The 25,204-nt window shown below is 67.9% G+C and carries 23 protein-coding genes; 13 read left to right on the top strand and 10 right to left on the bottom strand.

Annotated elements, in window-relative coordinates; genetic code table 11:
• Positions 1 to 84: 84 nt before the first annotated feature.
• Positions 85 to 2,034: a collagen binding domain-containing protein gene (locus ACIPV5_RS02075; protein WP_400339339.1), complete on the top strand. Its 1,950-nt coding sequence runs from the start codon at positions 85 to 87 to the stop codon at positions 2,032 to 2,034.
• A gap of 38 nt (positions 2,035 to 2,072) precedes the next feature.
• On the opposite strand, the gene ACIPV5_RS02070 is transcribed toward ACIPV5_RS02075, so the two are convergent.
• Positions 2,073 to 3,833 (bottom strand): alkaline phosphatase family protein, encoded by a 1,761-nt coding sequence (locus tag ACIPV5_RS02070; protein WP_400339337.1) that lies wholly within the window; start codon positions 3,831 to 3,833, stop codon positions 2,073 to 2,075.
• 80 nt (positions 3,834 to 3,913) lie between these two features.
• Here ACIPV5_RS02070 and ACIPV5_RS02065 point away from each other — a divergent pair, with 80 nt between their 5' ends.
• From ACIPV5_RS02065 to ACIPV5_RS02040, 6 genes are all read left to right on the top strand, one after another.
• The gene (locus tag ACIPV5_RS02065) at positions 3,914 to 4,207 is read left to right on the top strand and encodes a hypothetical protein (RefSeq protein ID WP_053098222.1); all 294 of its coding nucleotides are present in this window, start codon (positions 3,914 to 3,916) and stop codon (positions 4,205 to 4,207) included.
• Between the two features lie 61 nt (positions 4,208 to 4,268).
• Positions 4,269 to 5,696 carry a CCA tRNA nucleotidyltransferase gene (locus tag ACIPV5_RS02060; RefSeq protein WP_400339335.1) on the top strand — a complete coding sequence of 476 codons (1,428 nt, stop codon included), beginning with the start codon at positions 4,269 to 4,271 and terminating at the stop codon, positions 5,694 to 5,696.
• Between the two features lie 216 nt (positions 5,697 to 5,912).
• Positions 5,913 to 7,238, top strand: coding sequence for a transcriptional regulator (locus ACIPV5_RS02055; RefSeq protein ID WP_400339332.1), 1,326 nt, complete (start codon positions 5,913 to 5,915; stop codon positions 7,236 to 7,238).
• A gap of 137 nt (positions 7,239 to 7,375) precedes the next feature.
• The gene (locus ACIPV5_RS02050; protein WP_053098219.1) at positions 7,376 to 8,926 is read left to right on the top strand and encodes an aldehyde dehydrogenase family protein; all 1,551 of its coding nucleotides are present in this window, start codon (positions 7,376 to 7,378) and stop codon (positions 8,924 to 8,926) included.
• Between the two features lie 68 nt (positions 8,927 to 8,994).
• Positions 8,995 to 9,396 (top strand): DUF779 domain-containing protein, encoded by a 402-nt coding sequence (locus ACIPV5_RS02045; protein WP_400339329.1) that lies wholly within the window; start codon positions 8,995 to 8,997, stop codon positions 9,394 to 9,396.
• Positions 9,397 to 9,720: 324 nt separating this feature from the next.
• The gene (locus tag ACIPV5_RS02040; protein WP_400339328.1) at positions 9,721 to 10,218 is read left to right on the top strand and encodes an HIT family protein; all 498 of its coding nucleotides are present in this window, start codon (positions 9,721 to 9,723) and stop codon (positions 10,216 to 10,218) included.
• A gap of 118 nt (positions 10,219 to 10,336) precedes the next feature.
• Here ACIPV5_RS02040 and ACIPV5_RS02035 read toward each other — a convergent pair whose 3' ends face one another.
• The 8 genes from ACIPV5_RS02035 to ACIPV5_RS02000 all read right to left on the bottom strand — a co-directional run bounded on the left by ACIPV5_RS02035 (position 10,337) and on the right by ACIPV5_RS02000 (position 18,420).
• Entirely contained in the window at positions 10,337 to 11,092 is a 756-nt protein-coding gene (locus ACIPV5_RS02035; RefSeq protein ID WP_187249172.1) for an ABC transporter ATP-binding protein, read from the bottom strand.
• Positions 11,089 to 11,886: an ABC transporter ATP-binding protein gene (locus tag ACIPV5_RS02030; protein WP_187249173.1), complete on the bottom strand. Its 798-nt coding sequence runs from the start codon at positions 11,884 to 11,886 to the stop codon at positions 11,089 to 11,091. Before ACIPV5_RS02030 ends, ACIPV5_RS02035 begins: the two co-directional genes overlap by 4 nt.
• A complete protein-coding gene (locus tag ACIPV5_RS02025; protein ID WP_056275574.1) occupies positions 11,883 to 12,743 on the bottom strand; it encodes an ABC transporter permease in 861 nt (286 codons plus the stop codon). The genes ACIPV5_RS02030 and ACIPV5_RS02025 overlap by 4 nt, the downstream gene beginning before the upstream one ends.
• Entirely contained in the window at positions 12,740 to 13,702 is a 963-nt protein-coding gene (locus ACIPV5_RS02020; protein ID WP_053098213.1) for an ABC transporter permease, read from the bottom strand. The genes ACIPV5_RS02025 and ACIPV5_RS02020 overlap by 4 nt, the downstream gene beginning before the upstream one ends.
• A 53-nt stretch (positions 13,703 to 13,755) precedes the next feature.
• A complete protein-coding gene (locus ACIPV5_RS02015) occupies positions 13,756 to 15,249 on the bottom strand; it encodes an ABC transporter substrate-binding protein (protein WP_187249175.1) in 1,494 nt (497 codons plus the stop codon).
• A 28-nt stretch (positions 15,250 to 15,277) separates the two neighbouring features.
• Positions 15,278 to 15,973, bottom strand: coding sequence for a DUF1684 domain-containing protein (locus ACIPV5_RS02010; RefSeq protein ID WP_400339322.1), 696 nt, complete (start codon positions 15,971 to 15,973; stop codon positions 15,278 to 15,280).
• 372 nt (positions 15,974 to 16,345) lie between these two features.
• Positions 16,346 to 17,461, bottom strand: coding sequence for a hypothetical protein (locus ACIPV5_RS02005; protein WP_400339319.1), 1,116 nt, complete (start codon positions 17,459 to 17,461; stop codon positions 16,346 to 16,348).
• Positions 17,458 to 18,420 (bottom strand): hypothetical protein, encoded by a 963-nt coding sequence (locus ACIPV5_RS02000; protein WP_400339317.1) that lies wholly within the window; start codon positions 18,418 to 18,420, stop codon positions 17,458 to 17,460. Before ACIPV5_RS02000 ends, ACIPV5_RS02005 begins: the two co-directional genes overlap by 4 nt.
• Before the next feature lie 215 nt (positions 18,421 to 18,635).
• On the opposite strand from ACIPV5_RS02000, the gene ACIPV5_RS01995 reads away from it, so the two are divergent.
• The gene (locus ACIPV5_RS01995; protein WP_230101268.1) at positions 18,636 to 18,995 is read left to right on the top strand and encodes a hypothetical protein; all 360 of its coding nucleotides are present in this window, start codon (positions 18,636 to 18,638) and stop codon (positions 18,993 to 18,995) included.
• Positions 18,996 to 19,014: 19 nt separating this feature from the next.
• Here the strand turns inward: ACIPV5_RS01995 and ACIPV5_RS01990 are convergent, their stop codons facing one another.
• Positions 19,015 to 19,602, bottom strand: coding sequence for an Lrp/AsnC family transcriptional regulator (locus ACIPV5_RS01990; protein ID WP_230101269.1), 588 nt, complete (start codon positions 19,600 to 19,602; stop codon positions 19,015 to 19,017).
• Positions 19,603 to 19,751: 149 nt separating this feature from the next.
• Here ACIPV5_RS01990 and ACIPV5_RS01985 point away from each other — a divergent pair, with 149 nt between their 5' ends.
• Genes ACIPV5_RS01985 through ACIPV5_RS01965 form a run of 5 tightly spaced genes read left to right on the top strand, consistent with a single transcriptional unit; the run spans position 19,752 to position 25,025 of the window.
• On the top strand, positions 19,752 to 21,338 hold the full coding sequence (locus ACIPV5_RS01985) for an ABC transporter substrate-binding protein (protein ID WP_056275560.1): 1,587 nt from the start codon (positions 19,752 to 19,754) through the stop codon (positions 21,336 to 21,338).
• A gap of 13 nt (positions 21,339 to 21,351) precedes the next feature.
• Positions 21,352 to 22,413, top strand: coding sequence for an ABC transporter permease (locus ACIPV5_RS01980; protein WP_053098208.1), 1,062 nt, complete (start codon positions 21,352 to 21,354; stop codon positions 22,411 to 22,413).
• Positions 22,410 to 23,321: an ABC transporter permease gene (locus ACIPV5_RS01975; RefSeq protein ID WP_053098207.1), complete on the top strand. Its 912-nt coding sequence runs from the start codon at positions 22,410 to 22,412 to the stop codon at positions 23,319 to 23,321. Before ACIPV5_RS01980 ends, ACIPV5_RS01975 begins: the two co-directional genes overlap by 4 nt.
• Entirely contained in the window at positions 23,318 to 24,193 is an 876-nt protein-coding gene (locus ACIPV5_RS01970) for an ABC transporter ATP-binding protein (RefSeq protein WP_400339311.1), read from the top strand. Before ACIPV5_RS01975 ends, ACIPV5_RS01970 begins: the two co-directional genes overlap by 4 nt.
• Positions 24,186 to 25,025: an ABC transporter ATP-binding protein gene (locus tag ACIPV5_RS01965; protein ID WP_053098206.1), complete on the top strand. Its 840-nt coding sequence runs from the start codon at positions 24,186 to 24,188 to the stop codon at positions 25,023 to 25,025. Before ACIPV5_RS01970 ends, ACIPV5_RS01965 begins: the two co-directional genes overlap by 8 nt.
• Positions 25,026 to 25,204 lie beyond the last annotated feature (179 nt).

Here is a 25,204-nt window from a genome sequence, read left to right as displayed (position 1 = left end):
ACGGCGGATGAAGGGGCGGATGCGAACTGCATCCGCCCTTCTTTTTCCTCGACCGGCGAGCCGATATATCGATAGCCTGGCCGCATGCGAGCGCCCAAGAGCGGATTCCTGGCCGGAGCCATCGTCCTCGTCGCAGTGCTTGTCGGCGCGATGCCGGCGGCCGCAGCCACCACCACCACATGGTCGACCTGGCAGCCGCTCACCGGTGTGGGCGGCGCGTACACCACCACCGTGCAGGTGGCAGCGCAACCCGCCCTCACCGCGACGATGACCAGCGATTCGCGCGCAGGGCAGGTCGGAATCATCTCGGGTGCATCGACCTGGCTGTCTCAGGGCACCCCCGTCGGCGAGAAGTACGGCAGCAGCATCGATCAGCAGTATCTGAACCTGCGGCCGAAGGTCGACAGCCCCACGAGCCCCTCGACGACGACCTACTCGTTCGCACGGCCGACGCCGACATCCGGCTGGACGTTCGTGCTGGGCGACATCGATGCTGACTCCGTGCGCATCCAGGCGATCGGCGTCGACGGTCAGACACTCACCGCCGAGGATCTCGGCTTCAACGGAGGCTTCAACTACTGCGCCCCCGGCATCGCGGGCAAGCCCTCGTGCTCGGGAGACTCCGCGGATGTTCCCGCCTGGGACGCCGCGACCCAGACCCTCACGGGCAATGCGGCCGCGTCTGACACGAGCGGCTCGGCGGCCTGGTTCGAGCCGTCGGTGCCGATCACCTCTCTCACGTTCTTCTTCACGCAGCGCTCCGGATTCCCGATCTACCAGACGTGGTTCGCATCGATCGCACGGGACATCACAGGGACCGTCACCGATCAGGCCGACGGCCCGCTGCCGGGGGCCGCTCTCGCGCTCGCGGATGCGAACGGCGATGTGGTCGCCACGACCAAGACGGATGCCGACGGTGCGTACTCCTTCCCCGGCTTCGTCGCGACCGACGGATACACGGTGACGGTCACTGTCCCGGAGGGCAAGATCGCCGTGTCGCCGTCTGCGCAGGCCGTCGACCTCACGACCGACGACGGCAGTGCCGACTTCGAGGTGCGTGACATCGTGCCTGTCGCGGTCTCCGGACGCGTCGTCGACGAGGAGGACGCCGGGGTTCCCGGTGCCGTCATCACGATCGACGGCGTCGAGCCGGTGGCGACCGACGCGGACGGCGGATTCCTGATCGAGGGCGTTCCGGCCGGTCCGCACACCGTCGAGATCACTCCTCCGCCCGGATTCACCACGACCGAGACCGCTGAGATCATCGTCCCGGACGACAGCGAGGAGCCGATCGTCCTCGAGGAGCTGGTCGTGGTCGAGAACCCCGACCTCAGCGGCACGGTGCGGGTCGACGGAACGGGCATCGCCGATGTCACGATCGCCGCCTCAGACGGCGTCGACACGGTCACGACGGTCACCGACGACGAGGGCACCTTCACATTCCCGCGACTGCCGGCGGGAGAGTACGAGATCACGATCACGCCCCCCGACGGGTACATCGCAACCGGACCGACGACTCGCACCGAAGAGCTCACCACGGACGACCTCGCGGGCATCGACTTCGAGCTCGCCCGCCCGGGATCGATCTCGGGCGCGGTGCTCACGGACGAGGGCGACCCTCTGGCCGGCGTGGTCCTCACGGTGGAATCGGATGACATCTCGCAGGAGGTGACCACCGACGCCGACGGCGCCTACGAGATCGTCGACCTGCCGCCGGACACGTATGACCTGACGATCACCGCTCCGGAGGGACGCACGATCATCGGTCCGGCGACGGCCACCTTCGTCGTGACGGCTGCGGGAGAGGCGCTCGTCGGCCCGACCTTCACGGTCTCCGCCGCGGTCGTCACGCCGACGGACCCGCCCACGCAGCCACCGACGCAGCCGACGACGCCGCCCGACACCGGGGCGGGCCAGCTGCCTGCGACAGGGCTCGGCTCCGAGACCTTCGTCTGGGCCGCCGCAGGCGCCGCGGTGCTCGTGGTCGGAGCTGTGCTCTTCCTGATCTCTCGTCGCCGCTCGAACCGCGACTGAGACACCGGGGCTGGATGCTGGCATCCACCCCCCCGAGATCAGGAACCCTTCGCGGGCCCGAACAGCTCGTCGCCGTGCTCGTGCAGCAGGCGATAGGCGTCGGCGAACGTCTCGGGCTCCGGCTCACCCGGCTTGCCGTACTTGGCGAGGAGCAGCCCGAGCAGGCCGCGGGCGGGTGGGGTGAGCGGCTTCATCTGGTCGGCCTCACCGGGCTTCGGCTCGCGCTGCTCGGGATTCGGCGGCGTGTAGGCGGGCGTGGTCACGGGCCAGTCGGCCGGATGCCGGGGTGCGTCGAGGTTCACAGCGGTGAACAGTGTGTTCGCCGACTGGTCGCGGTCGTTGAGCGGCTTCAATCCGTGCAGCCGCGAGAGGGTGGCCGTGACGGATCCGTGGTGCATCTCGTCGTGGACGATCGTGCCGCGCTTCGTATAGGCCGACACGGCGATCGCGGGCACTCGGCATCCGAGTCGATCGAACGTGAAGCCCATCTCACCCGCCCCGGTGTCTTTCGTGGGCTTCGTCGCCGCGGGCGGAGGCACGTGGTCGTAGCATCCGCCGTGCTCGTCGAACGTGATGAGCAGCAGGGTGTTGACCGCGTTCGACCCCTGCGGCGACGCACTCGTGCGCACCGCCTCGTAGATGTCGTGGATCAGCCGATCGCCGGCCCGGACGTCCGAGATGGCACTGTCGTAGACCGCTTCGCCGTCGACCTCGCTCTCACGGGGCGACCCGAACGGCGGGTGGAAGTCGTTGTGGTCGTAGACCATGCGCGGCTCGATGAACGCATACGCCGGAAGGGTGCCGTTCTTCGCATCGGCGTAGAAGTCCTCCATCGTGCCGAAGTGCTCGGTGCGCCAGTACTTCTCCAGCACGGCAGCGTGCAGCATCCCGGTGAACGACACCAGCTGGATCTTGTCGATGTAGATCTTCCAGCTGACCTTCTCGTCTTCCAGACGGTTGAACACCGTCGGGGCCGCGGGCGCATCGAGCCACTTGCGGTACCCGCCGCCGGCCTGGTTCGTGACGAAGCCGTGCGACGTCGACGCGTGGAAGAACGACCGGTTGCAGAACGTCTGCGACGGCACCCCGGCGTACCAGTGGTCGAACACCGCGAACTCCGATGCGAGGGTCGAGAGCACGGGGAGCATCTCGGGCGAGAAGGAGCCCATGATGTGCGCGGCCTCGTCGGGGGCCGGCTCGACGCCTTTGCGCAGACGGCGGAAGTTGATGATGTAGTCCTCGAGGAACCCCGACATCGTCGCCTTCTCGCCGTGGGTAGGTGCGTTGAAGGGGGCCGTCATCTGGTCGACGAACAGGTCGGCGTTGTCCTTCGGGTCGACGGTGCCGAAGATCTGCGTGTTGACGTGGGGGTATTCCTCGCCCGGATCGGGATCGGGCAGGCTCATGATCCGGTCGGTGTCGCCGGTGTAGATGTGCGCCTCGACGACCGTGCCGTCGGATGCCGTGTTGCTGTGCGTCCCGAACGCGAGACCCTCGAACTTCTCGCCTGTCGGAAGCGACTCCTTCGAGTAGAGGTACCCGAGCAGGTTGTCGAACGAGCGGTTCTCACCCATCACCACGACCAGATGATCGAATCCGGGTTCGCTGCGGGGAGTCAGTGCGGCGAACGGATCAGGTTCAGTGGCGAAACCCTTCCGCTGGTTCGCGGCGTTCGCGCCGATCGCAGCGCCCGCCGCGCCGCCGACCACGACGCCGGCCAGTGCGGCGCCGCCCATCTTGAGGAACCCGCGCCGGGACGTGTCAGGCGCTGAGGGGGACTCGTTCGCTTCTGCGGCCACGTGCCGATCCTAGGACTCGGGCGATGCCGAGCACGAGAGCGGGACTGTGAGGCGAAATGCGACGCCGGTAGCGTGGGGGCATGAGCTACGCAGGTGAGTCGTCGATCGAGGCGCGCGTCCGTGCCGTGAACGCCGATTTCGGCCGCCGTCAGACGCGGCTGTTCGTGACATTCGCGCTGATCGAGGGGCCGGTGCTGCTTCTGCTCGTTGTCGCGATCTACGGCTTCGAGCTGATCGATCCCGAGATCGGGATCTGGTTCATCGTCGCTGTCGCCGTCGTCGGCGGGTTCCTGCTGAGCACGCTTCTCGTGCGGCTCGTGCAGGCGCGAGTTCGCGCGGTCGCGCAGGCCAAGGGTGAGAACCCGCTGTTCTGACGTCCGCTCGGCGCGGACTGCGGCCCGCGGGTGACACCCGTACCCCGGTACGCTGGAACCCATGCTCAACATGGCTGACGGCCTCGCCCGTCTCGGCGCGCTCGCCGAGAATCCGGTCGTCCGCACCCTCGCGGAGGCTTTCGAGAAGGCGGGCTTCGACCTCGCCGTCGTCGGGGGGCCCGTGCGCGATGCGCTGCTCGGCAGGCCGACCCACGACCTCGACTTCACGACGAATGCGATGCCGGACGACATCCTGCGCATCGTCAGGCCGATCTCGACGGCCCAGTGGGACATCGGTCGGGCGTTCGGCACGATCGGCGCGCGTGTGCAGGGTGAGCAGGTCGAGGTCACGACCTATCGCGCAGACAGCTACGACGGTGTGACCCGCAAGCCCACCGTCGAGTTCGGCGACACGATCGACGCGGATCTGCACCGACGCGACTTCACCGTCAACGCCATGGCGCTGCTGGTGCCGGCCATCACGCTCGTCGACCCGACCGGGGGAGTCGAAGACCTCGTCGCCGGGGTACTGCGCACCCCGGCCGACCCTCAGGTCTCGTTCGGCGATGACCCGCTGCGCATGCTCCGCGCCGCGCGCTTCAGCGCCCAGCTCGGCTTCCGGATCGACGATGACACCGCCGACGCGATCACGCAGCTGCGCGCCACCCTCGAGATCGTGAGTCCCGAGCGCATCCAATCGGAGCTCGTGCGGCTGATGCAGACGGATGACCCGGTGCGCGGCATCCGCGTGCTGGTCGACACCGGTCTGATGGAGGAGTTCCTGCCAGAGGTGAGTGCGCTGCGACTCGAGGTCGACGAGCATCATCATCACAAGGACGTCTACGAGCACTCCCTCACGGTCCTCCGCCAGGCGATCTCGCTCGAGCACTCGCGTCACCCCGGTGCCGAGCCCGATGTGGCCCTGCGGATCGCGGCGCTGCTGCACGACATCGGCAAGCCCCGCACCCGCAAGCTGGAGGACGGCGGAGTCGTCACCTTCCACCATCACGACGTCGTCGGGGCGCGCATGGCACGCAAGCGCCTGCAGTCGTTGCGCTTCGACACCGACACGACCGAGTCGGTATCGACGCTGATCGAGCTGCATCTGCGGTTCTTCGGATACGCCGAGGGCGCGTGGACGGATGCCGCGGTGCGGCGCTACGTGCGCGACGCCGGCGACCTGCTCGAGCGGCTGCACATCCTCACCCGCGCCGACGTCACGACGCGCAACAAGCGCAAGGCCGGACGACTGGCGTCTGCCTACGACGACATCGAATCGCGCATCGCGGCGTTGCGCGAGCAGGAGGAGCTCGACTCCATCCGGCCCGAGCTCGACGGCAACCAGATCCAGAAGATCCTCGGCATCACGCCCGGTCGTGAGGTCGGCGAGGCCTACAAGTTCCTGCTCGAGCTGCGCCTCGACGAAGGCGTCATCGGAGCGGATGCCGCCGAGCAGCGGCTCCGTGAATGGTGGGCAGCCCGGGTCTGAGCCGATCGAGCCGCATCGACAGCGATGCGGCGGTCGGGCGCGGGCGTCCCCATGAGGGGTCCCCCAGACGACTCGTCACTCCTCCAGTTCGTCGACCTCGGCGGCCTGTGCGAAAGCCTGCACCCGGAACGCGTGACCGGAATATCGCGGGTACCGCCGACGGCATCCGGCTCCTACACTGAGGTAACGCTCCACCATCGACGATCGGAGACGCCCGTGGTCGCGTCGTGGCAGGTGTCACGTGAAGGGCCGCCTGAGGCCTCTCGTCTTCTGATCGAGCGTGCACACGAAGAGCTCATCGCCGGCAATCTCGATGACAAGCGCCTGCAGGAGGTGCGACCTCTCGTCCGCGAATCGTGGGTGCGATCCTGGCGAGGGCGCGTCGGCCCCGAAGGGGCCCCGCAGATCGAACTCGTGAGCGAAGAGCTCGAGGCCTATCGACTCGCGCATCCGCTCGCGTCCGCGATGGACATGATCCGAGCCCTGCTGCTGCCGGGAACCGAGGGGGACTCCGGTGTCGTCGTCGCCGTCGGAGATCAGGCCGGACGGCTGCTGTGGATCGAAGGCGATCGCAAGCTGCAATCGCTCACCGAGGGCATGGGCTTCGTGGCCGGCGCGAACTGGGCCGAGGACGCCGTCGGCACGACAGCTCCTGGCACAGCGCTGGCGCTCGGACAGTCGGTGCAGATCCGCGGTGCTGAGCACTACAACAGGCTGGTGCATCCGTGGTCGTGCACGGCGGCTCCGGTGCGAGACCCCGAGACGCGGCGTGTCCTCGGGGTCATCGACATCACCGGAGGACACGAGGTCGTCTCGATGCAGGCCAGGCTGCTGGTCGATGCGACAGCGCGCGCGGTCGAGTCGGAGTTGCTCGTGTCGAGACTGCGGGCCCGCAGCGAGTCGCACCGTCCGATCACCATCTCCTCGCGGGCGAAGCCCACGACCCGGGCGACGCTGCACGTCCTGGGACGCGATCGGGCACGTCTCGAGACCGAGACAGAACTCGAGGAATCCGTGATCGAGCTCAGCGCTCGTCATGCCGCGATCCTCCTGATGCTCGCCGTGCATCGCCAGGGGCTGTCGGCCGAGAGACTCAGCGAACTCGTCTACGGACCGGACGCGTCGGCCGACACGCTGCGGCCGGAGATGGTGCGTCTGCGCAAGGTGCTCGAGAAGCACGCCCCCAGCCTCGTCCCCGAGTCGCGGCCGTATCGACTGCCGGTGGTGCTCGAGACGGACGCGCACGACGTCCTCTCGCTGCTCGACCGAGGTGCCCATCGGGTCGCCCTCACCGCATACCGCGGTCCGGTCCTTCCCGAATCCACATCGCCGGGAGTCGAGGAGTTCCGCGAGTCCGTCAGAGCGGCGCTGCGCGAGACGATGCTGTCGGAGGCGAGCCTCGACGTCCTCCTGGAGTACGCCGAGATCCCGGAGGGACAGGGCGATGCCGCGGCCCTGCGACTCGCTCTGGAGATGCTTCCGGCGCGCTCGCCGAAGCGCGCCGGGCTCGTCGCCCGCATCGAACGGATAGAGGAGAGCTGAACCGTCCGGTCTGTCTCGGACATCTGCCGACCGCGTGCAACCATCCGCAACGTTGCGCATCGGGGCGCAACCTCTGACGACCTACCTTCGAGACACAGCCCGCAGCACCGACGCCGCGGCCCGTCGAAGGAGTCCCGATGACCATCGTCGAAGAAGACGTGTCCACCGCCTACGCCGCTCCCGGTCAGCCGGGCGCCCTCGCTACCTACCGTCCGCGGTACGGCCATTACATCGGCGGAGAGTTCGTGGATCCCGTCAAGGGCCAGTTCTTCGACAACGTGAGCCCGGTCAACGGCAAGCCCTTCACCGAGGTGGGCCGCGGCACCGTCGAGGACATCGACCGCGCGGTCGATGTCGCCTGGAAGGCCTTCGCCAGCTGGGGCAAGACCAGCCCGGCGGAGCGCTCCGTGATCCTCAACAGGATCGCCGACCGCATCGAACAGCATCTCGAGGAGATCGCCGTCGCCGAGACCTGGGAGAACGGGAAGCCCGTTCGCGAGACGCTCGCCGCCGACATCCCACTCGCTGTCGATCACTTCCGATATTTCGCCGGAGTGCTCCGGGCGCAGGAAGGCGGCATCAGCCAGCTCGACGAGAACACCGTCGCGTATCACTTCCACGAGCCGCTCGGCGTGGTCGGACAGATCATCCCGTGGAACTTCCCGATCCTCATGGCCGTGTGGAAACTCGCGCCGGCGCTCGCCGCAGGCAACTGCGTCGTCATCAAGCCGGCCGAGCAGACGCCGGCATCCCTGCTGTTCCTCTTCGACATCATCGGCGATCTGCTGCCCGCCGGCGTCGTGAACATCGTGAACGGCTTCGGCATCGAGGCGGGTGCACCGCTCGCGCAGCACAAGCGCATCCGCAAGGTCGCGTTCACGGGTGAGACCACGACGGGGCGTCTGATCATGCAGTACGCGTCGCAGAACCTCATTCCGGTCACCCTGGAGCTGGGAGGCAAGAGCCCGAACGTGTTCTTCGAGGACGTCGCACGCGACACCGCCGACCCTTTCTACGACAAGGCGCTCGAGGGCTTCACGATGTTCGCTCTCAACCAGGGAGAGGTCTGCACCTGCCCGTCGCGGGCGCTCATCCAGCGCTCGATCTACGACGGCTTCCTCGCCGACGGCCTCGAACGCGTCGGCAGGGTCGTGCAGGGCAACCCGCTGGATCCGGCCACGATGATCGGAGCGCAGGCATCGAACGATCAGCTGGAGAAGATCCTCAGCTACATCGACATCGGCAAGCAGGGAGGCGCGCGACTGCTCACGGGTGGCGACCGCGTCGATCTCGGCGGCGACCTCAGCGAAGGCTTCTACGTTGCGCCGACCGTGTTCGAGGGCACGAACGACATGCGCATCTTCCAGGAGGAGATCTTCGGCCCGGTGCTCTCGGTCACCTCGTTCGATGACTTCGACGATGCGATCTCGATCGCGAACGACACCCTCTACGGACTGGGTGCGGGAGTGTGGAGCCGCAGCGGCGACACGGCCTATCGCGCGGGACGGGCGATCGAGGCCGGTCGTGTCTGGACGAACACCTACCACCAGTACCCGGCGCATGCGGCGTTCGGCGGGTACAAGCAGTCGGGCGTCGGTCGCGAGAACCACAAGATGATGCTCGACCACTACCAGCAGACCAAGAACCTCCTGGTCTCGTATGCAGAAGGCCCGATGGGCTTCTTCTGAGCTCGACCTCCGGGCGGGCGCTGCACCGGCAGCGCCCGCCCGGAACCACCTGCAGGAAGGCTCGGACCATGGTCAGCATCGGCACCTATCAGCGAGTCGACGTGACGGATGCCGCGGCATCCCTCATCCGCGATCTCACCGTGCAGCACGGACCCCTGATGTTCCATCAGTCGGGCGGATGCTGCGACGGCTCGTCACCCATGTGCTACCCGGTCGGCATGTTCATCACCGGGCCGAGCGATGTGCTGCTCGGCGCCCTCGATGTGGGGCTCGACTCCCCGGTCGAGGTCTTCATGTCGGAATCGCAGTTCGAGTACTGGAAGTACACCCACCTCACGATCGACGTCGTGCCGGGCCGCGGTGCCGGCTTCTCGGTCGAGGGTCCCACAGGCATGCGGTTCCTGATCCGCTCGCGGATGCTGAACGATGCGGAGCTTGAGTACTTCGGCCTCGCGCATTCGGGGAGCTGAGGGAAATGTGGCCAGAAGTATGCCTCTGTTGGCAGCGCATCGGACTAGAAAGGCGAGATGCAGCGCGTATACAGGAGTGAGTTGAAGGACTGCGTATCGCCTCTCGTCGACTTTTGGTTGTCGCAGCCAGGCATCGGTCAGGATATTGAAGACGCACGAAGGCAGTCAGCGGCCGGTGAGTTGCGCACGACTGAGGAGACGATGAAGCGATACGGATTTCAGCCCCGGTGAGTGGAGTCGATTTCGCGGATCCATCCGGGCGAAACCGCGACAGGCTGCCGGAGCAACCAGCCAAAGCATGGCCGGGATGCCGTGAGTTCTACCGTGGCCGCCCTCGCGCCTGGTTACCATGGGCCGATGTGGTGGACGGATGAGGAGTGGGCCGAACTCGTGGACCCGGAGGTCTGCGGTATGTGTGCCGACGCACATCTGCCGGAGAACGAGCACAGCATCCTGGTGGCCTCGACCGAGATGACTCACGTCCGATTGGTACGAAACCAGGCGCATCCCGGCTACACCGTCGTGATCCTCCGTGAGCATCTCACTGACCTCGGTCAGCTGGATGCCGGCCAGCTCAGCGCGTTCTGGCGCGACGTCCAACGAGCGGGCCGATCCATCGACAGGGCATTCGACCCGCGGAAGATCAACTACCTGGTGATGGGACATCGGGCCCCGCATCTCCACTGCCATGTGTTCCCGCAACATCTGGCGGATGACCCGCTTCAGAACGTGGACATCTCCGATGGACCTGTGCATCTCCCTGACTCGGACATGACCCATTCTGTGGTCGCACTCCGAGGGGCCTGGCACGCGTCAGCCTGACACCACGGAGTCGTCTGCGGCCACCCTGCTGGACGATGTCGGCTGGCTGTAGACACCCCGACGGTCGGGCAGCCATCCGTGAAACGGCCAGCCATCCATGACGAGCGACTGCCGCGACTCAGCGGGGGAGTCGCGGAACCGCGTCGACCAGCGCCCGGGTGTACGGGTCCTGCGGTGCGTGCAGCACGGATGCGGTGGCGCCCTGTTCGACGACGCGGCCGTTCTGCAGCACCACGGTGCGGTCGCAGGCTGACGCGATCGCGGTGAGATCGTGCGACACCATCACGAGCGACAGGCCGTTCTCTCGACGCAGGCGGTCGAGCAGCTCGAGCACCTGCACGCGCGTCGTCACGTCGAGGGCGCTCACCGGCTCATCGGCGAGCAGCACGCGCGGGCGCGAGACCACGGCTCGGGCGATCGCGATGCGCTGACGCTGGCCGCCCGAGAACTCGTGCGGGTATCGGCGGGCGGTGTCGGCGGGAAGCCCGACCGACTCGAGGGCCTCGGCGATACGGCGCTGCGCGTCGGCGCCGGAGGCGAGGCCGAGTGAACGCAGGGGCTCGCCGATGATGCGGTCGATGCGCTGACGGGGGTCGAGCGACGAGTACGGATCCTGGAACACCGGCTGCACGCTCGCGCGGAAGCGGCGCATCTGCGCACGGTCGCGCAGCGACAGGGGAGCACCGTCGAAGAGCACCTGTCCATCGCGTGGTGCCGAGAGCCCGAGCATCAGCCGCAGGATCGTGGACTTGCCCGCACCCGACTCGCCCACGAGGCCGAGCGAGTCTCCCTCGTCGAGGCTCAGCGAGATGTCGTCGAGCACCCGGCGCGATCCGTAGGCGAAGCCGGCACCGCGGAGTTCGAGGAGGCTCATGCGTCAGCCTCCTTCGCATCGAGGAACGCATCGAGCGCGCGAGCGCTGTCGACCAGCATCCGCGTGTACGGCTCCGCGGGGCGCCGCAGCACCTCGGCGACCGCCCCCTCCTCGACCACCAGACCATCGCGCAGCACGACGATGCGGTCGACCATGCGAGACACGACGGCGAGGTCGTGGCTGATGAACAGCAACGCCATGCCGCGTTCGGCGACGAGTCGCTCGAGCAGCGTGAGCACGGCATCCTGCACGGTCACGTCGAGCGCGGTGGTGGGTTCGTCTGCGATGAGCAGCTGTGGCCGGGCGGCCAAGGCGATGGCGATCGCCACACGCTGGCGCTGACCGCCCGACAGCTCGTGCGGGTAGGCGCGCGCGAATCGCGGCTCCGACAGCGACACCTCATCGAGCGCCGCCGTGACGGCCGACCGCAGTTCCGCGCCGCGCAGGCCGAGATGACGACGCAGCGGCTCGGCGATCTGGCGACCGACCCTCATCAGAGGGTCGAGCGCCGTGAGCGGCTCCTGGAACACGATCTGGGCGACCGGTCCGCGCAACGGCCTCAGGTCGGCATCCCGCGCACCGACGACCTGGTGCCCGTCGAGCAGCACCGACCCGGACGAGACGAGAGAATCCGGCAGCAGGCCGGTGACCGCGAGCGAGGTGAGCGACTTGCCCGACCCGGACTCGCCGATCAGCCCCAGGCGTTCGCCGGGCTGCAGCGAGAACGAGACATCGCGCACGAGAGCCCCGGATCCGGAGCGAACGGTGAGCCCTGCGACCTCGAGAATGCTCATCGGCTCCTCCTGCGGGTCGGGTCGGCGAGATCGCGCAGGCCGTCGGCGAGGAAGTTGACCCCGAGCACGAGGGCGATGATCGCGATGCCGGGGGCGATCGCGCCGACGGGCGCGGTGAGCACGGTGCCCTGCGCCTCCTGCAGCATCCGACCCCATGAGGCGTTGGGCGGCGGGGCACCGAGCCCGAGGTACGACAGGCTCGCCTCCGCGAGCACCGCGGCACCGAACTGCAGCGCCAGGCTGACCGCGAGGGTCGGTGCGATGTTGGGCAGCACGTGCTGGAACACGATGCCGAGCACACCCGTGCCGCTGGTGCGTGCGGCGGTGATGTACTGCTCCTGCAGCACGCGGCGCGAGAGGATGCGGGTGAGACGCGCGACGACCGCCGACATCGCCAGTCCGATCGCGAGCACCGCCGACCACAGCGACGCTCCCTGCACCGCGACGACGAGCATCGCGAGCAGCAGCACCGGGAAGGCGATCACGACGTCCAGTCCGGCGGAGAGCGTGTCGTCGACCCATGGCCGCGAGAAGGCGGCGATCAGTCCGACGATCACGCCGAGAACGGCGGCGATCGCGACCGAGCAGATGCCCACGATCAAGGCGATCCTCGCACCCCACATGAGCTGCGAGAGCAGGTCGCGGCCGAGCCGATCGGTGCCGAGCAGGTGCATGGCGCTCGGCCCCTCGAGACGACTTCCACTCGTGTCGGCGAGCGGATAGGGGAGCCAGAACAGCGACACCAGCGCGATGAGCACGATGATGCCGGTGAGTACGAGCCCGATCAGCAGGGTCGCCTTCGGCCGCCTCCGCACGGGGACGGATCCGGTGATCAGCTGCTCGGCGACGCGGCTCATCGGTTGCCCGAGACGCTCGTGCGCAGTCGCGGATCGATCAGGCGCTGCACGATGTCGGCGGCGAACCCGACGAGCAGCACGAAGAGCGTGCTGACGACGAGGACGCCCTGGATGACCTGGAAATCATGCTGTTCGATGGCCGACAGCAGCAGACTCCCGAGACCGGGAAGAGTGAAGACGCTCTCGACGACGACCGCGCCGAGCAGCGTGGTGGACAGCTCGATGCCGAGGACCGCGACGACCGGCACCGAGCCGTTGCGCACTCCGTGACGCAGCAGCGCCTCGGACATGCCCGACCCGCCGGCGCGCGCGGTGCGGAGGTAATCGCTGCCGATCACGTCGAGGGTGGCGGAGCGCACGTAACGGCTGAGGGATGCACTCATCACGATCACGATCGTCGTCACCGGCAGCGCGAGAGACCGCAGCGCGTCGGCCGGATCCTCCCAGCCGTCGCGCGGGAATCCGCCGGACGGCAGCAGGCCGAGGCCGAGCGCGAAGATCCAGACGAGCACGACGCCCACCCAGAACACCGGCACGGCAACACCCAGTTGCGCGAATCCCGAGAGCGCGATGCCGTACCAGCGGTCGGACTTCACGGCGGCGGTGATGCCGATCACCAGGGAGACGAGAAGGGCGGCGGTGAACGCGATGAGTGTGAGTGGGAGGGTCACGGCGAGGCGATCGGCGATGTCGGGGCCGACCGGACGCGAGCTCAGGAACGACTCACCGAGGTCGAAGCGCAGGAGCTGACCGGCCCAGGTCGTGAACTGCTGCAGGAGGGGCTGATCCGAGCCGACCTGTGCGCGGGCGGCGGCGATCTGCTCGGGTGTCGCATTCACCGAGAGCAGGGCGTTCGCCGGGTCGCCCGGGAGCAGCCGCAGCAGCACGAAGATCGCGATCATCGCGACGACGAGCGAGACCACGAGGAACGCGAGGCGGCGCAGCAGGTAGGCGAGCATGGCTTCTCAGGATGAAAGAGGGGGATGCCGACACGCGGCATCCCCCTCGCGCGTCAGGACTTGACGATGTCGTAGGCGAAGAACTGCGAGTTCAGGCCGTTGACCGGGTAACCGCTGAGGTCGCTCGAGGCGACCACGATCTGCGGGTACAGGTACAACCATACGCTCGCGGCATCCTCGGCGATCTTCTCGTTGACCTGCTTCAGCAGAGCTGTCTGCTCGTCGGTCGTGGCGGCCTGCTCGGCCTCGGCGACCCACTGCTGCACCTGGGCGTCGTCGTAGCCCCAGTAGAAGTCGGGGTTGCCGTACCAGACCACGTCGCGGTCGTTCACGTGCTCCTGCAGGGTGGCCTCGAAGTCCTGCTCCTTGAAGACCTTCGTGTACCACTCGTCGGCGCTGATCGTGTTGATCTCGACCGTGATGCCGACCTCGGCGAGCTGCGACTGCAGGAACTCCGCGACGGCGGGGTGCGGGTCGTAGCTCGGGGTGTCGAGCGTGAAGGTGAAGCCGTCGGCGTAGCCGGCCTGCGCGAGCAGATCCTTCGAGAGGTCGACGTCGTACGGGTTCACCTGGGTGAGGTCCTCGTACCAGGGGTCGGTGGGCGGCACCATCGATCCGATGAGCGTGCCGTAGTCGCCCCAGATCGACTCGAGCAGCTTCTGGGTGTCGATGGCCGAGTAGATCGCCTTGCGCACGAGGGCGTTGTCGAACGGGGCGACCCGGTCGTTGAAGGCGAGCAGCTCCTTGGTCGTCGAGGTGCCCTCGCTGATGACGTAGTCGTCGCTGTCGAACTGCGCGAGCGAGTCCGGGCTCTGCACGCTGGTGATCACGTCGATCTCGCCGGTGGCCAGAGCGTTGTTCTCTGCGGTCGCGTCGGTGAAGTACGTGTAGACGACCTCGCCGTTCTTGGCGGGCTCGCCCCAGTAGTCGTCCCAGCGCTCGAGGGTCAGGGTCGAGCCCTTCTTCCACTCGTCGAGCGTGTAGGGGCCGGTGCCGTCTTCCGTGCCGGTGATGTCACCGGCCTCGTCGTTGACGATCCAGACGTAGCTGAGGTTGTAGAGGAACGAGATCGACCGCTGCGACAGCGTGAAGACGACGGTCTGGTCATCGGGCGTCGCGATGTCGGCGATGGTCGTGAAGCTCGACTTGCGCGCCGACACGGAGTCCTCGGCGGTGACGGCCTCGATGCTCGACTTCACGTCGGCGGACGTGAGCGGGTCACCCGAGTGGAACGTCACATCGTCGCGCAGAGTGATCGTGTAGGTCAGGCCGTCATCCGACACCTGGGCGTCTTCGGCGAGAAGCGGCTCGACCTCTCCGTCGTCGGTCAGGCGATAGAGGCCCTCGTAGACGTTGCCGGTCAGTGCCTCGGTCACACCCTGGCCGCCGCCCTGCGTGTTGCTCAGGTTGGTGGGCTCGTACAGCGACCCGATGAAGATGGTGGCGTCTTCGCTCGCGGCGTCGTCGGTGGCGCCCGACGCGCAGCCGGCCACGAGGGCGAGCGTGGCGACGGCGCCGAGCGCGCCGAGGATGCGGGTTCTTCTCATGAGTGCTCCAGGGTGAGGGTGCGCGGCGTCACGCCGCGTAGATGTCGAAGCCGTCGCGGAAGACGACGTTCTTCTCGCCTGCTCGGATAGGCAGGGGGAAGCGGTTGGATGCCGGCGGCAGCGGGCAGTTGTACTCGGCGCTGAATCCGCACGGCGGCACGAAGGCGCGGTTGAAGTCGAGCACCACGGTGCCCTCGTCGTCACGGAGCTCTACGAAGAGGAAGCGGCCGGATCCGTAGGTCTCGGAACCGTTCGTCTCGTCGCCGAAGACGAGCAGCAGCGTGCCGCCGTCGTCGAAGGCCGCAAGGTCGTACGCGCGGCCGTCGAGCACGAAGTGGATGTCGCCGGGGACGACGAGCTCACGCGTGCCGCCGTTGTCGCGGATGTGCTCGAACGACACCCGACGATCGCCGGAGACCGGCGTGAAGTGTCCCTCGAGAACCCATGCCGGGTCGTACTCGTATGTGTCGATGCGGTCGAAGGCGCGGATGGCGGGGGACTCGGCATCCCACACGCGCAGCCCGTGCTCGGCCTCCCCGGTCTCGATGTTCGTGCGCTGGATCGGCGTCACGGTCACCGTGTCGGATGAGGCCTGCCGCTCGGCATCCAGATCGGGAGCCTCGCCCGTCCAGCGGGTCTCGATCAGCGCGAGGTTGCCGGTCGCAGAGGTGACGGAGGCGCGGCGATCGGCCTGCCACTGGGTGTGATCTTCGAGTTCAGACATCACCTTCCATTCTCTTGCATGCAGACGGGGGTGGGGCCGGACGCGTCACTCTGGGTAACGGAGATCACGGTGCGAGGAGGGTATGCACGAATGCGGTGTCGGAAAGGCGCCCCAGACCCTCATTTCGCACGTTTCTGGACCGGATGCAACGTGTTCGGTCGAGTCTCTCGGACGCAATGGAATGCAACGTATACCGGTATACCATTACTCATATACGCGCAGAGTCGTCAGTCCCCAGCTGACCCGCGCGTGGACGGTTCGACCGTCCTGCGGAGGGAGAGTCAGATCTTCTTCTGATCCCGAGGGGGGATGGGGTGGGAGCGCTGATCCCCAGTCAGCACCCACCCCCACAACCCACCCTCGGGGGTTCCCTCAGAACGACCTGAACCAGAACCAGATCAGTGCGAAGCCGACGAGGAACACGATCGGCACCCACTGGAAGCTGCGCTTCAGCCGGCGTCCCTCACGCGCGACTCCTGGCGGGGGAGCGAGAAGACCGGCCGGCGGAGCGAAGGGCAGACTCGCGGATGCGCCCACCGGTGCGAGGGCGGGCGACGGAGATGCCGGAGCCGCACTCTCGAGCCGCAGACGCTGATCGCGCCAGCGCTCCCACTGATCGAGCTTCGTCATCAAGGCGCCGACGGCTCCGAACAGCCACGCCCAGGTCGCAGGGTCGAGGGTCGACGCCTTGCGCTGTGTATAGAGGAACATCCAGTCGTCGACGATCTCGACATCGAGCTCGGCGGCATTGTCGATGAACCTGGCCATGATGTCGGGCGTGAACAGATACAGCGCGTCACGCTCGTACCCCTCGGGGCAGTACAGCGTGAAGTACTGATCGAAGTCGCCCTCCAGCGAGAGGCGCTGCTCGCGCTGGAACGACGCGGGCAGATTCGACCCGAAGCCGTTGTTGCCCTTGGCGTCGAGCACGATGTTCGGCAGAGGCACATCGAGCTTGACGGCGACGTAGCCCCAGCGGTGGGTGGTCGAGTTCTTCCCCGACCCGGTCGTGTATCGGTAGTTGCCGAACTCGACGAAGCGAGGCTTCGCGCCTCGCACGAGATCGGTGGCTTCTCGGGAGCGTCCGAGGCCGAACAGCATGCCCGGAAGGGCAGGATCGGCGACCCTGGCCTCGTACGTCATGCCGTTCGCCCGGGCGAATGCGTCGAGGCGGTACCGCGCGATGCGGGATCGGCGCCAGCCGACGGTGGCGATCGTGATCCCGACGACCGCGGCGACGAGGATCCCTATGCCGGCGAACGACGACGACCCTGCGTCGGTGAGCAGCGAGACCATCGTCGCGCCGACGACCGTCATGGCCGCGAGGAACGCGATGCCGAAGATCACCAAGGCGACGATCGTCGTGGCCGAGCCGCCCATCTTGCCCCGCGAGCGCAGCTCGGCGTTGAAGGTGCTGACGGCCCGGGCGTCGACGGGATCGGTGAGCGGGCGGGCGTCGAACGATGCGGCCGGCTGCGGTGCCGTCATCGGTTCACCTCGTCGGAGTCCCACGTGAGTTCGGCGTTCTCGGGGATGGCGAAGACCTCGAGGAGGTCGTCGGCGATGAGGTCGGCGATCAGCTCGGCGGACCCCGCGATGATCGTCGAGTCGTAGTCGACCTCGGTGACGAGCACCCAGGCGTGATCGTCGGGCCACAGGATGCTGGGGCTCTGCGCGGCCGGCGCGAACCCGTGCTCCTCGGACTCGCGATCCCGCCACGGCACGTCGAGCACCCAGTCCCGACGCGCGAACGTGCTCGGCGCACCACGGAACAGCACGTGATCGCGGTCCCGCAGCTGCAGCCGCGGACCCTCCGAGACCTCGCGCGACAGGATGCCCTCCTGCCACGTCGGCTTGCGGAACGCGTTGTTGAGCGGATCGCGGATGCTGCGGTCGAGCATCGCCCGGTGGTTCGGGTCGTCGTCGAACGTGAGGAAGGTGCGCGAGGGGCCGTGTCCGAGGTGACCCAGCAGCCCGCCCGTGCCCTCCCAGAGCGCGGCGAATCCGGCATCCGGCGTCGCGGTATGCGCGACGAGATGACCCACGACGGTCGCGAGCATCTCGGGTGAGACGACGCCGTCCATCGGCGCGGTGAACTCGCGCCCGTCGGGGGAGATCCGCGCGTTCCAGTCGGTCTCCGGCGGAGTGCGCACGATCCGCTGCCATTGAGCGAGAGGATGCAGCGTCGTGCCGAAGGCGGCGGCCGTCTGCGCCCATGTCGCCGGTTCATCGATGAACCGATCGAGGAGCGACTGTCGCTCGGCCTCCGGCATCCGGTCGTAGTCGTCGTAGGTCGGCACCGGTCGGTCGGGGAGCGAACGCACGATCGCGGGGTGCAGGATGCGCGCATACGCGGGGAAGCCGTGCGGCACCACGGCGTGCATCGTCGAGTTCCAGGGGTCGTCGAGACGCTCGCGCAGCCAGTCTCCGGCAGAGGTGTCAGGCATCCAGTGCATGCGACCCACGGTACCCGGGCCCTTCCCGTCTCCCGAGGTCTCCGCGGCGATGCGGCACCTCGACCCCGATCGTGTGGTCAGACGAAAGGGCGCGCCGGGGAGCCTCTCTGCGGAATTCGTCTCGCTCCGCGCGCCCGTCCGGCGGCCGGCACAGACGGTTCACGAGGCGAGGTGAGAGTCGCCGCCACCCCCTCCATAATCGGAGGGTGAGCACGACTGCAACCATCCCCTCCCTCGACGGCCGCCGGTTCCTGATGGTCTCGTCGACCACCTCGGCCGTGGATCCCGAATCGCCCAGCGAGTTCGTGTACTGGGAGAAGGACGGGGCGATCTGGGGCGACTACTCCGGTGACACCGTCACCTTCGGGCGCTTCGTCGGCACCCGCACCGGCGACACCATCTGGGTCTCGTTCGTGCACGTGCTCGTCTCCGACGGCACCGTCGTGACCGGAGACGGGGAGAGCCGGCTCGAGCTCACGGATGACGGTCGCATCCGCCTCGTCGAGCACTACGAGATGCACGGACTGCCGCAGCTCAGCGTCTGCGAAGAGCCCGCAGCCGCCTGACGGCTCGTTCCGCCGCGGGTCAGCGTGGCGGGAGCATGTCGCGGCCCGGCGTCGCCGGCGTCCACCGCGTCATGCCCAGCGGCGTGGCCAGGTCGCGCTCGGGCAGGTCGCTCGGCAGCAGGAACGACCGGCGGATGACCTCGTCGAGCACGACCACGCTGACGACCGTGCGCACCTCGGGCAGCTGCGCGATGACACCCGTCGTGAACTCGTGCACGCCGCTCACGTCGACCGCACGGATCAGCAGCATGGCGTCGTGCTCGCCGGTGGTGATGGCGCACCACTCGACATCGGGCATCTCGAGCACGCTCTCGCGGAACGACGCCCAGGCCTGCGGGTGCACGGTGACGAAGACCAGCGCACCGATCGACAGCCCGGCCTTCGACTGGTCGACGCGGGCGCTGAATCCCGTGATCACTCCGTCCTGCATGAGCGTCTCGACGCGGGTGTAGGCGTTGGCCCGCGAGATCCCGACGGTCTCGGCCAGTGCGGCGATCGAGATACGACCGTTATCACGCAGCGTCTCGAGGATTCTGTATCCGATGTCGTCCAGTGGGGCGGCACTTCGTCCAGATTGCCTCGTGGCTTCGTCGCTCTTGGTGGACACAATGCTCCTCACGGGCGGGGTCTTGGACAGACTGTGATGACGTCTGCATTCTTGCTGGACACATAGTCCCATACAATGCGAATCTGATCACCGGTCGTCCACCCGGCGTCGACCGAACCCGATGAAACTCCTCGCCCCTGGAGGCCCATATGTCGTCACGTCGCAGCACGTCCGTCATCGCGATCGGAGCCGTCGCTCTCTTCGCCCTCGCTGGTTGCTCCGGTGGCAACTCGGCGAACAACGGCGGAGAATCCTCCGGTTCCGACTCGCTCGTCATCGACACCGCGTTCTCGATCGAGACCGCCGACCCGGGTCACACCTACGACCCGACCGGCAACATGATCGCCAAGGCGCTCTACGAGACGCTCGTCGACTTCGAGGGCTCCGACGTCTCGACCCCCGTCCCCGGCCTCGCATCGTGGGAGCAGAACGACGAGGCGACCGAGTTCACGTTCACGCTCGAGGGGGACCGCGTCTTCTCCGACGGCTCGCCGATCGAGGCGAAGGACGTCGTCTTCACCCTGCAGCGCATCCAGGGCATGACCGATGCCAAGCCGAACTTCCTCCTGGGCGGTCTGACCATCACCGAGGTCGACGAGAAGACGATCTCGATCACCTCCGAGACACCGCTGCTGCAGCTGCCCGCGATCCTCGCGAACCCGGCGCTCGGCATCGTCAACTCCGACGTCGTGATCGAGAACGGCGGAACCACCGACGGCACCGACAGCGCACAGGAGTTCCTCGACGGAACCTCCGCCGGCTCTGGACCGTTCGTGCTCGACACCCTCGACCTCTCGTCGCAGGTCGTGCTGACCAAGAGCGACGAGTACAACGGCGACGAAGAGTCTGAGTACGCCCGTGTCGTCGTGCGCAACGTCTCGGAGAGCGCGACGCAGCTCGCGAACCTCAAGGGCGGCGACTCGATGGTCGCGATGGACCTCAACGGCGACCAGGTCTCAGGCCTCGGCGACGGACTGAACGTCGAGTCGGTGCCGTCGGGCCAGACGATCTTCCTGCTGCTCAACCAGTCCGAGGCCGTCGCGGGCGAGCTCGCGAACGTCAAGATCGCCGAGGCGATCCGCTACGCGCTCGACTACGACGCGCTGCTCGAGCTCGCGGGTGCCGGCGCCGTGCAGGCGACCGGAGTGATCCCGCCCGGATTCGAGGGCGCCCTCGACAGCGGTGTGGAGCAGGACCTCGACAAGTCGAAGGCTGCTCTGGCCGAGGCCGGCTACACGGGTCAGACCCTGAAGCTGCAGTTCCCGAACGACTACCCGGTCGGCGGTGTGGAGTTCACCCCGCTCGCCGAGCGCGTCCAGGCTCAGCTCGAGGATGCCGGCATCGCCGTCGAACTCGCGCCTGCCCCCTTCGCCACCGAGCTCGACGCGTACGTCAACGGCACCGAGGGCTTCGGCCTGTGGTTCTGGGGCCCCGACTACGCCGACTCGGCGAACTTCCTTCCGTTCGCTCCCGGTCTGAAGGTCGGCCTGCGTGCCGGCTGGGCGGCTGAGGCGAACCCCGAGATCGCAGGCATCGCAGCCGGTGCTGCCGCCGCTACCGATGAGGCCCAGCGCAGCGAGGCCTTCACCTCCTTCGCCGAGGCGATGCAGACCGAGGGTCCCTTCGTTCCGCTGATCGTCCCCGGTCGCAACATCGCCACGGCGGATGCCGTCACCGGCGCCGTGTACAACTCGGTGTGGGAGATGGACATCGCCGAGATCACGCCTGCCGGCTGATCGGAGCTGACTCATGACGACGGTGGCCGTGCGACGGCAAGCACAGCGTCGCAGGTCGCCGCTCGTCGGATACCTGCTTCGCCGGATCGGCACTTCGCTGCTCCTTCTCGTGGGGGTCACGATCGTGACCTTCGCACTGACGAACCTCGTGCCCGGCGACCCCGTGTCGGCGGCACTGGGTGAGGGAGCATCGCAGAATCCCGAGACGCGCGAGGCGTTCATCAAGGCCCAGGGCCTCGATCAGCCGCTGTTCGTGCAGTACTTCATCTACATGGGGAATCTCCTTCGCGGAGACCTCGGCACATCGCTGGTGACCGGGCGACCGGTCACCAGCGACCTGGCCACCGCGGTGCCGGCGACGATCGAGATCGCGATCGGCGCCATCATCCTCAGCCTCGCGGTCAGCGTCGTGCTCGGCACCCTCGCCGCCTACCGGCGCGGACTCGTCACCGATCAGGTGATCCGCATCGTGACGCTGATCGGTCTGAGCGTGCCGACGTTCTGGCTCGCGCTGGTCAGCTTCTACGTGTTCTTCCTCGAGCTGCGCATCGCCCCCGGCTCGGGTCGCATCTCGCCGTCGATCACGCCGCCGCCCCGCATCACCGGGCTCTACACGGTCGACTACCTCCTCAACGGAGACGGTGTCGGATTCGCCGACGCGCTCGCCCACCTGGCGCTGCCGGTGATGGTGCTGTCGCTCGTGACGATCGGCCTGCTCACCCGCTTCATCCGCACCTCCGTGCTCGAGGTGCTGGGCAGCGACTACGTGCGTGCTGCCCGGGCCAAGGGCCTTCCGGCGATGCGCGTGATCCTCGACTACGTCCTGCGCGGGGCATCCCTCCCGATCCTCACGGTCGTCGGCGTCGCCTTCGGATCCCTGCTCTCGGGCACCGTGCTCGTCGAGTCGGTGTTCGCCTGGCCGGGCCTGGGCACCTACGCCTACAACTCGGCGGCCAACCTCGACCTGCCCGGCATCATGGGAGTCGGCCTGGTCGTGGGGTTCATCTACCTCCTCATCAACTTCGTCGTCGACCTGCTCTACGGCGTCCTCGACCCGAGAGTGAGGATCGCATGAGCCGCATCGACTCGGCATCCGGCCCCTGGCGGTTCCGCTTCCGCTGGCCGCGCGCCTGGCGCACGCCCCTCGGCGTGATCGGCACCGTGATCGCGGGCGCCTGGATCATCGTCGCCTTCACCGCGCAGTGGTGGGTGCCGTACGGCCCCAACGCTCAGGTGCTGCCACGACTGCAGGCGCCGGGCATCGACACTCTGCTCGGCACCGACGGCAACGGCCGCGACATCTTCTCGCGTCTGATGACGGGTGCGACGGTGAGCCTGCCGCTCGCGCTCATGCTCGTGATCGCCGCGATGATCATCGGCACCGTGGTCGGCGCCGTCGCCGGGTACTTCGGCGGCTGGGTCGACGAGACGCTGATGCGCATCACCGACCTGTTCATGGCGTTCCCGACCGTCATCCTCGCGATGGTGGTGGCGGCATCCCTCGGCCCGTCGCTGTTCAACGCGGTGATCGCGGCGATCGTCGTCTCGTGGCCGCAGTACTCGCGAGTCACCCGCAGCATCGTGCTGGGCCTCCGCGGCCAGAACTACGTGATCGCGGGCCGCCTGCTCGGCCACTCGCCGCTGCGGACGCTGTTCATCGACATCCTCCCGAACATCGCCGGCCCCGTGCTGGTGCTCGCGACGCTCGACATCGGCGCCGCGATCCTGCTGCTGTCCGGACTCTCGTTCCTCGGTCTCGGCGCGCAGCCGCCGACCGCCGAATGGGGCTCCATGATCTCGGCGGCCATGCAGAACTTCGACGCGTGGTGGCTCGGGGTCTTCCCGGGACTCGCGATCCTCACGGTGGTGCTGGCATTCAACTTCCTGGGTGATGCGATGCGCGACATCCTCGACCCGACGGCCGAGGTCACCCACGAGAAGCAGGCCGAGCATGTGGCCTCCGCGAAGGGAGCGGCAGCATGAGCGCTTCGGCCCCCACGAGTGCTCTGAGCATCCGCGACCTGACGATCGACATCGGTCGTCCTCTCGTGCACGGCATCTCTCTCGACCTCGAGGCCGGACGCATCCACGGTCTCGCCGGCGAGTCAGGATCCGGCAAGACGCTCACCTCGTTGGCCGTCCTCGGACTCCTGCCCCGGCAGGCACGCACGGGCGGATCGATCACGCTCGCGGGGGAGGAGCTGGTGGGCATGCGCCGGCGGGCGCTCAACCGCATCCGCGGCAGGCGCATCGCGATGATCTTCCAGGACCCCTCGGCGTCGCTGCACCCGCAGCTGCCGATCGGCCGCCAGCTCACGGATCACATGCGCGTGCACCTCGGACTGCGAGGCGAGGCGGCGAAGGCTCGGGCCATCGAACTGCTCGAGACCGTGCAGGTGCCGAACCCGGATGCTGCGCTGAAGCGCTATCCGCACCAGTTCTCCGGCGGACAGCGCCAGCGCATCGCGATCGCGTGCGCCCTCGCGTGCGACCCCGAGGTGCTGCTGGCCGATGAGCCGACCACCGCACTCGACGTCACGGTGCAGGCCGGCATCCTGCGGCTGCTGCGCGACCTCGCGACCGAGCGCAACCTCGCGGTGCTGCTCGTCACCCACGACCTGGGCGTCATGAGCGCGATCGCCGACGAGGTCGCCGTGATGAAGAACGGGCAGATCGTCGAGCGGGCCGACCGCGAGACGCTGTTCCGCGACCCGCAGCACGAATACACTCGCACGCTGCTCGCGGCGCTACCGGGGTCGAAGATCGCGACCGCCGACGCGGATCCCGCGCTGCTCGATCCGGTGCTGCCGGAGTCGGCAGTGCAGGATGCCGAAGAGAAGGCCCGAGATGAGTGAAGTCGCCGTCCTCGACGCGCAGGGCGTCGTCGTGCGCTACCCCGGGAGTCCTCCGGTGGTCGCCGTCGACGGCGTCTCGTTGACCGTCGCCCCCGGAGAGACCGTCGCGCTCGTGGGCGAATCCGGCAGCGGCAAGTCGAGCCTCGCCCGCGCGGTCGTCGGCATCGAGAAGCTCGCCGGGGGAGAGGTGCGCTTCCGTGACGCTCCCGTGAAGCCGCTCGGCATCCGTCGACGCGACCTGGCGCTCACCGGCATCCAGATGGTGTTCCAGGATCCGTCGACCTCGCTGAACCCTCGTCGCCGCGTGGGCGATCAGATCGCCGACGGCATCGCCACGGCTCGGGCTCGGGGTGCCGAAGGGTCGACGGTCGCCGAGTGGCTCGACCGCGTCGGCCTGCCGACCGAAGTCGCGACGCGATTCCCGCACCAGTTCTCGGGCGGGCAGAAGCAGCGACTCGCGATCGCGCGAGCGCTCGCCGCGCGGCCGTCGCTGCTCGTCGCCGACGAGCCGATCTCGGCCCTGGACGCATCGACCCAGACCAGCGTCGCGGGGCTCATGCGAGACCTCGTCGCGGAATCCGGCGCGGGGATGCTGTTCATCTCGCACGACCTCGCCGTGGTCCGCCGCATCGCGGACCGCACCTTCGTGATGTTCGCCGGGCGGGTGCTCGAAGCCGGGGCCACCGACCGTGTGTGGTCTGCACCGCAGCATCCGTACACGCAGGCCCTGCTCGCTGCGATCCCCGAGCCCGACGGTGCGGGCCGCATCCCGGTCGCCCCCTCGACGAACGAGCGGACTGTCTGGTCGGAGATCGCCCCCGTCCTCGACTGAGCCGCGCTGTCGGCTCGGTCGTTCGGGAGGAGATCCGCGGACGGGAGGATGCTCCGAGCCGGATGCTCCTCCCGATCGCAGATCTCCTCCGAATCGCCCGACCCCAGCGCCGGACGGGAATCGACCCGGAACGCACTGCGGGCCGAGGCGTCAGCCCCGGCCCGCAGCATCCGCTCGTG

Source organism: Microbacterium sp. NPDC090014 (assembly GCF_044748285.1).
Lineage (GTDB): Bacteria > Actinomycetota > Actinomycetes > Actinomycetales > Microbacteriaceae > Microbacterium.
The sequence above is the reverse complement of the archived record's forward strand: the minus strand, read 5'-3'. Positions and strand labels throughout refer to the sequence as shown.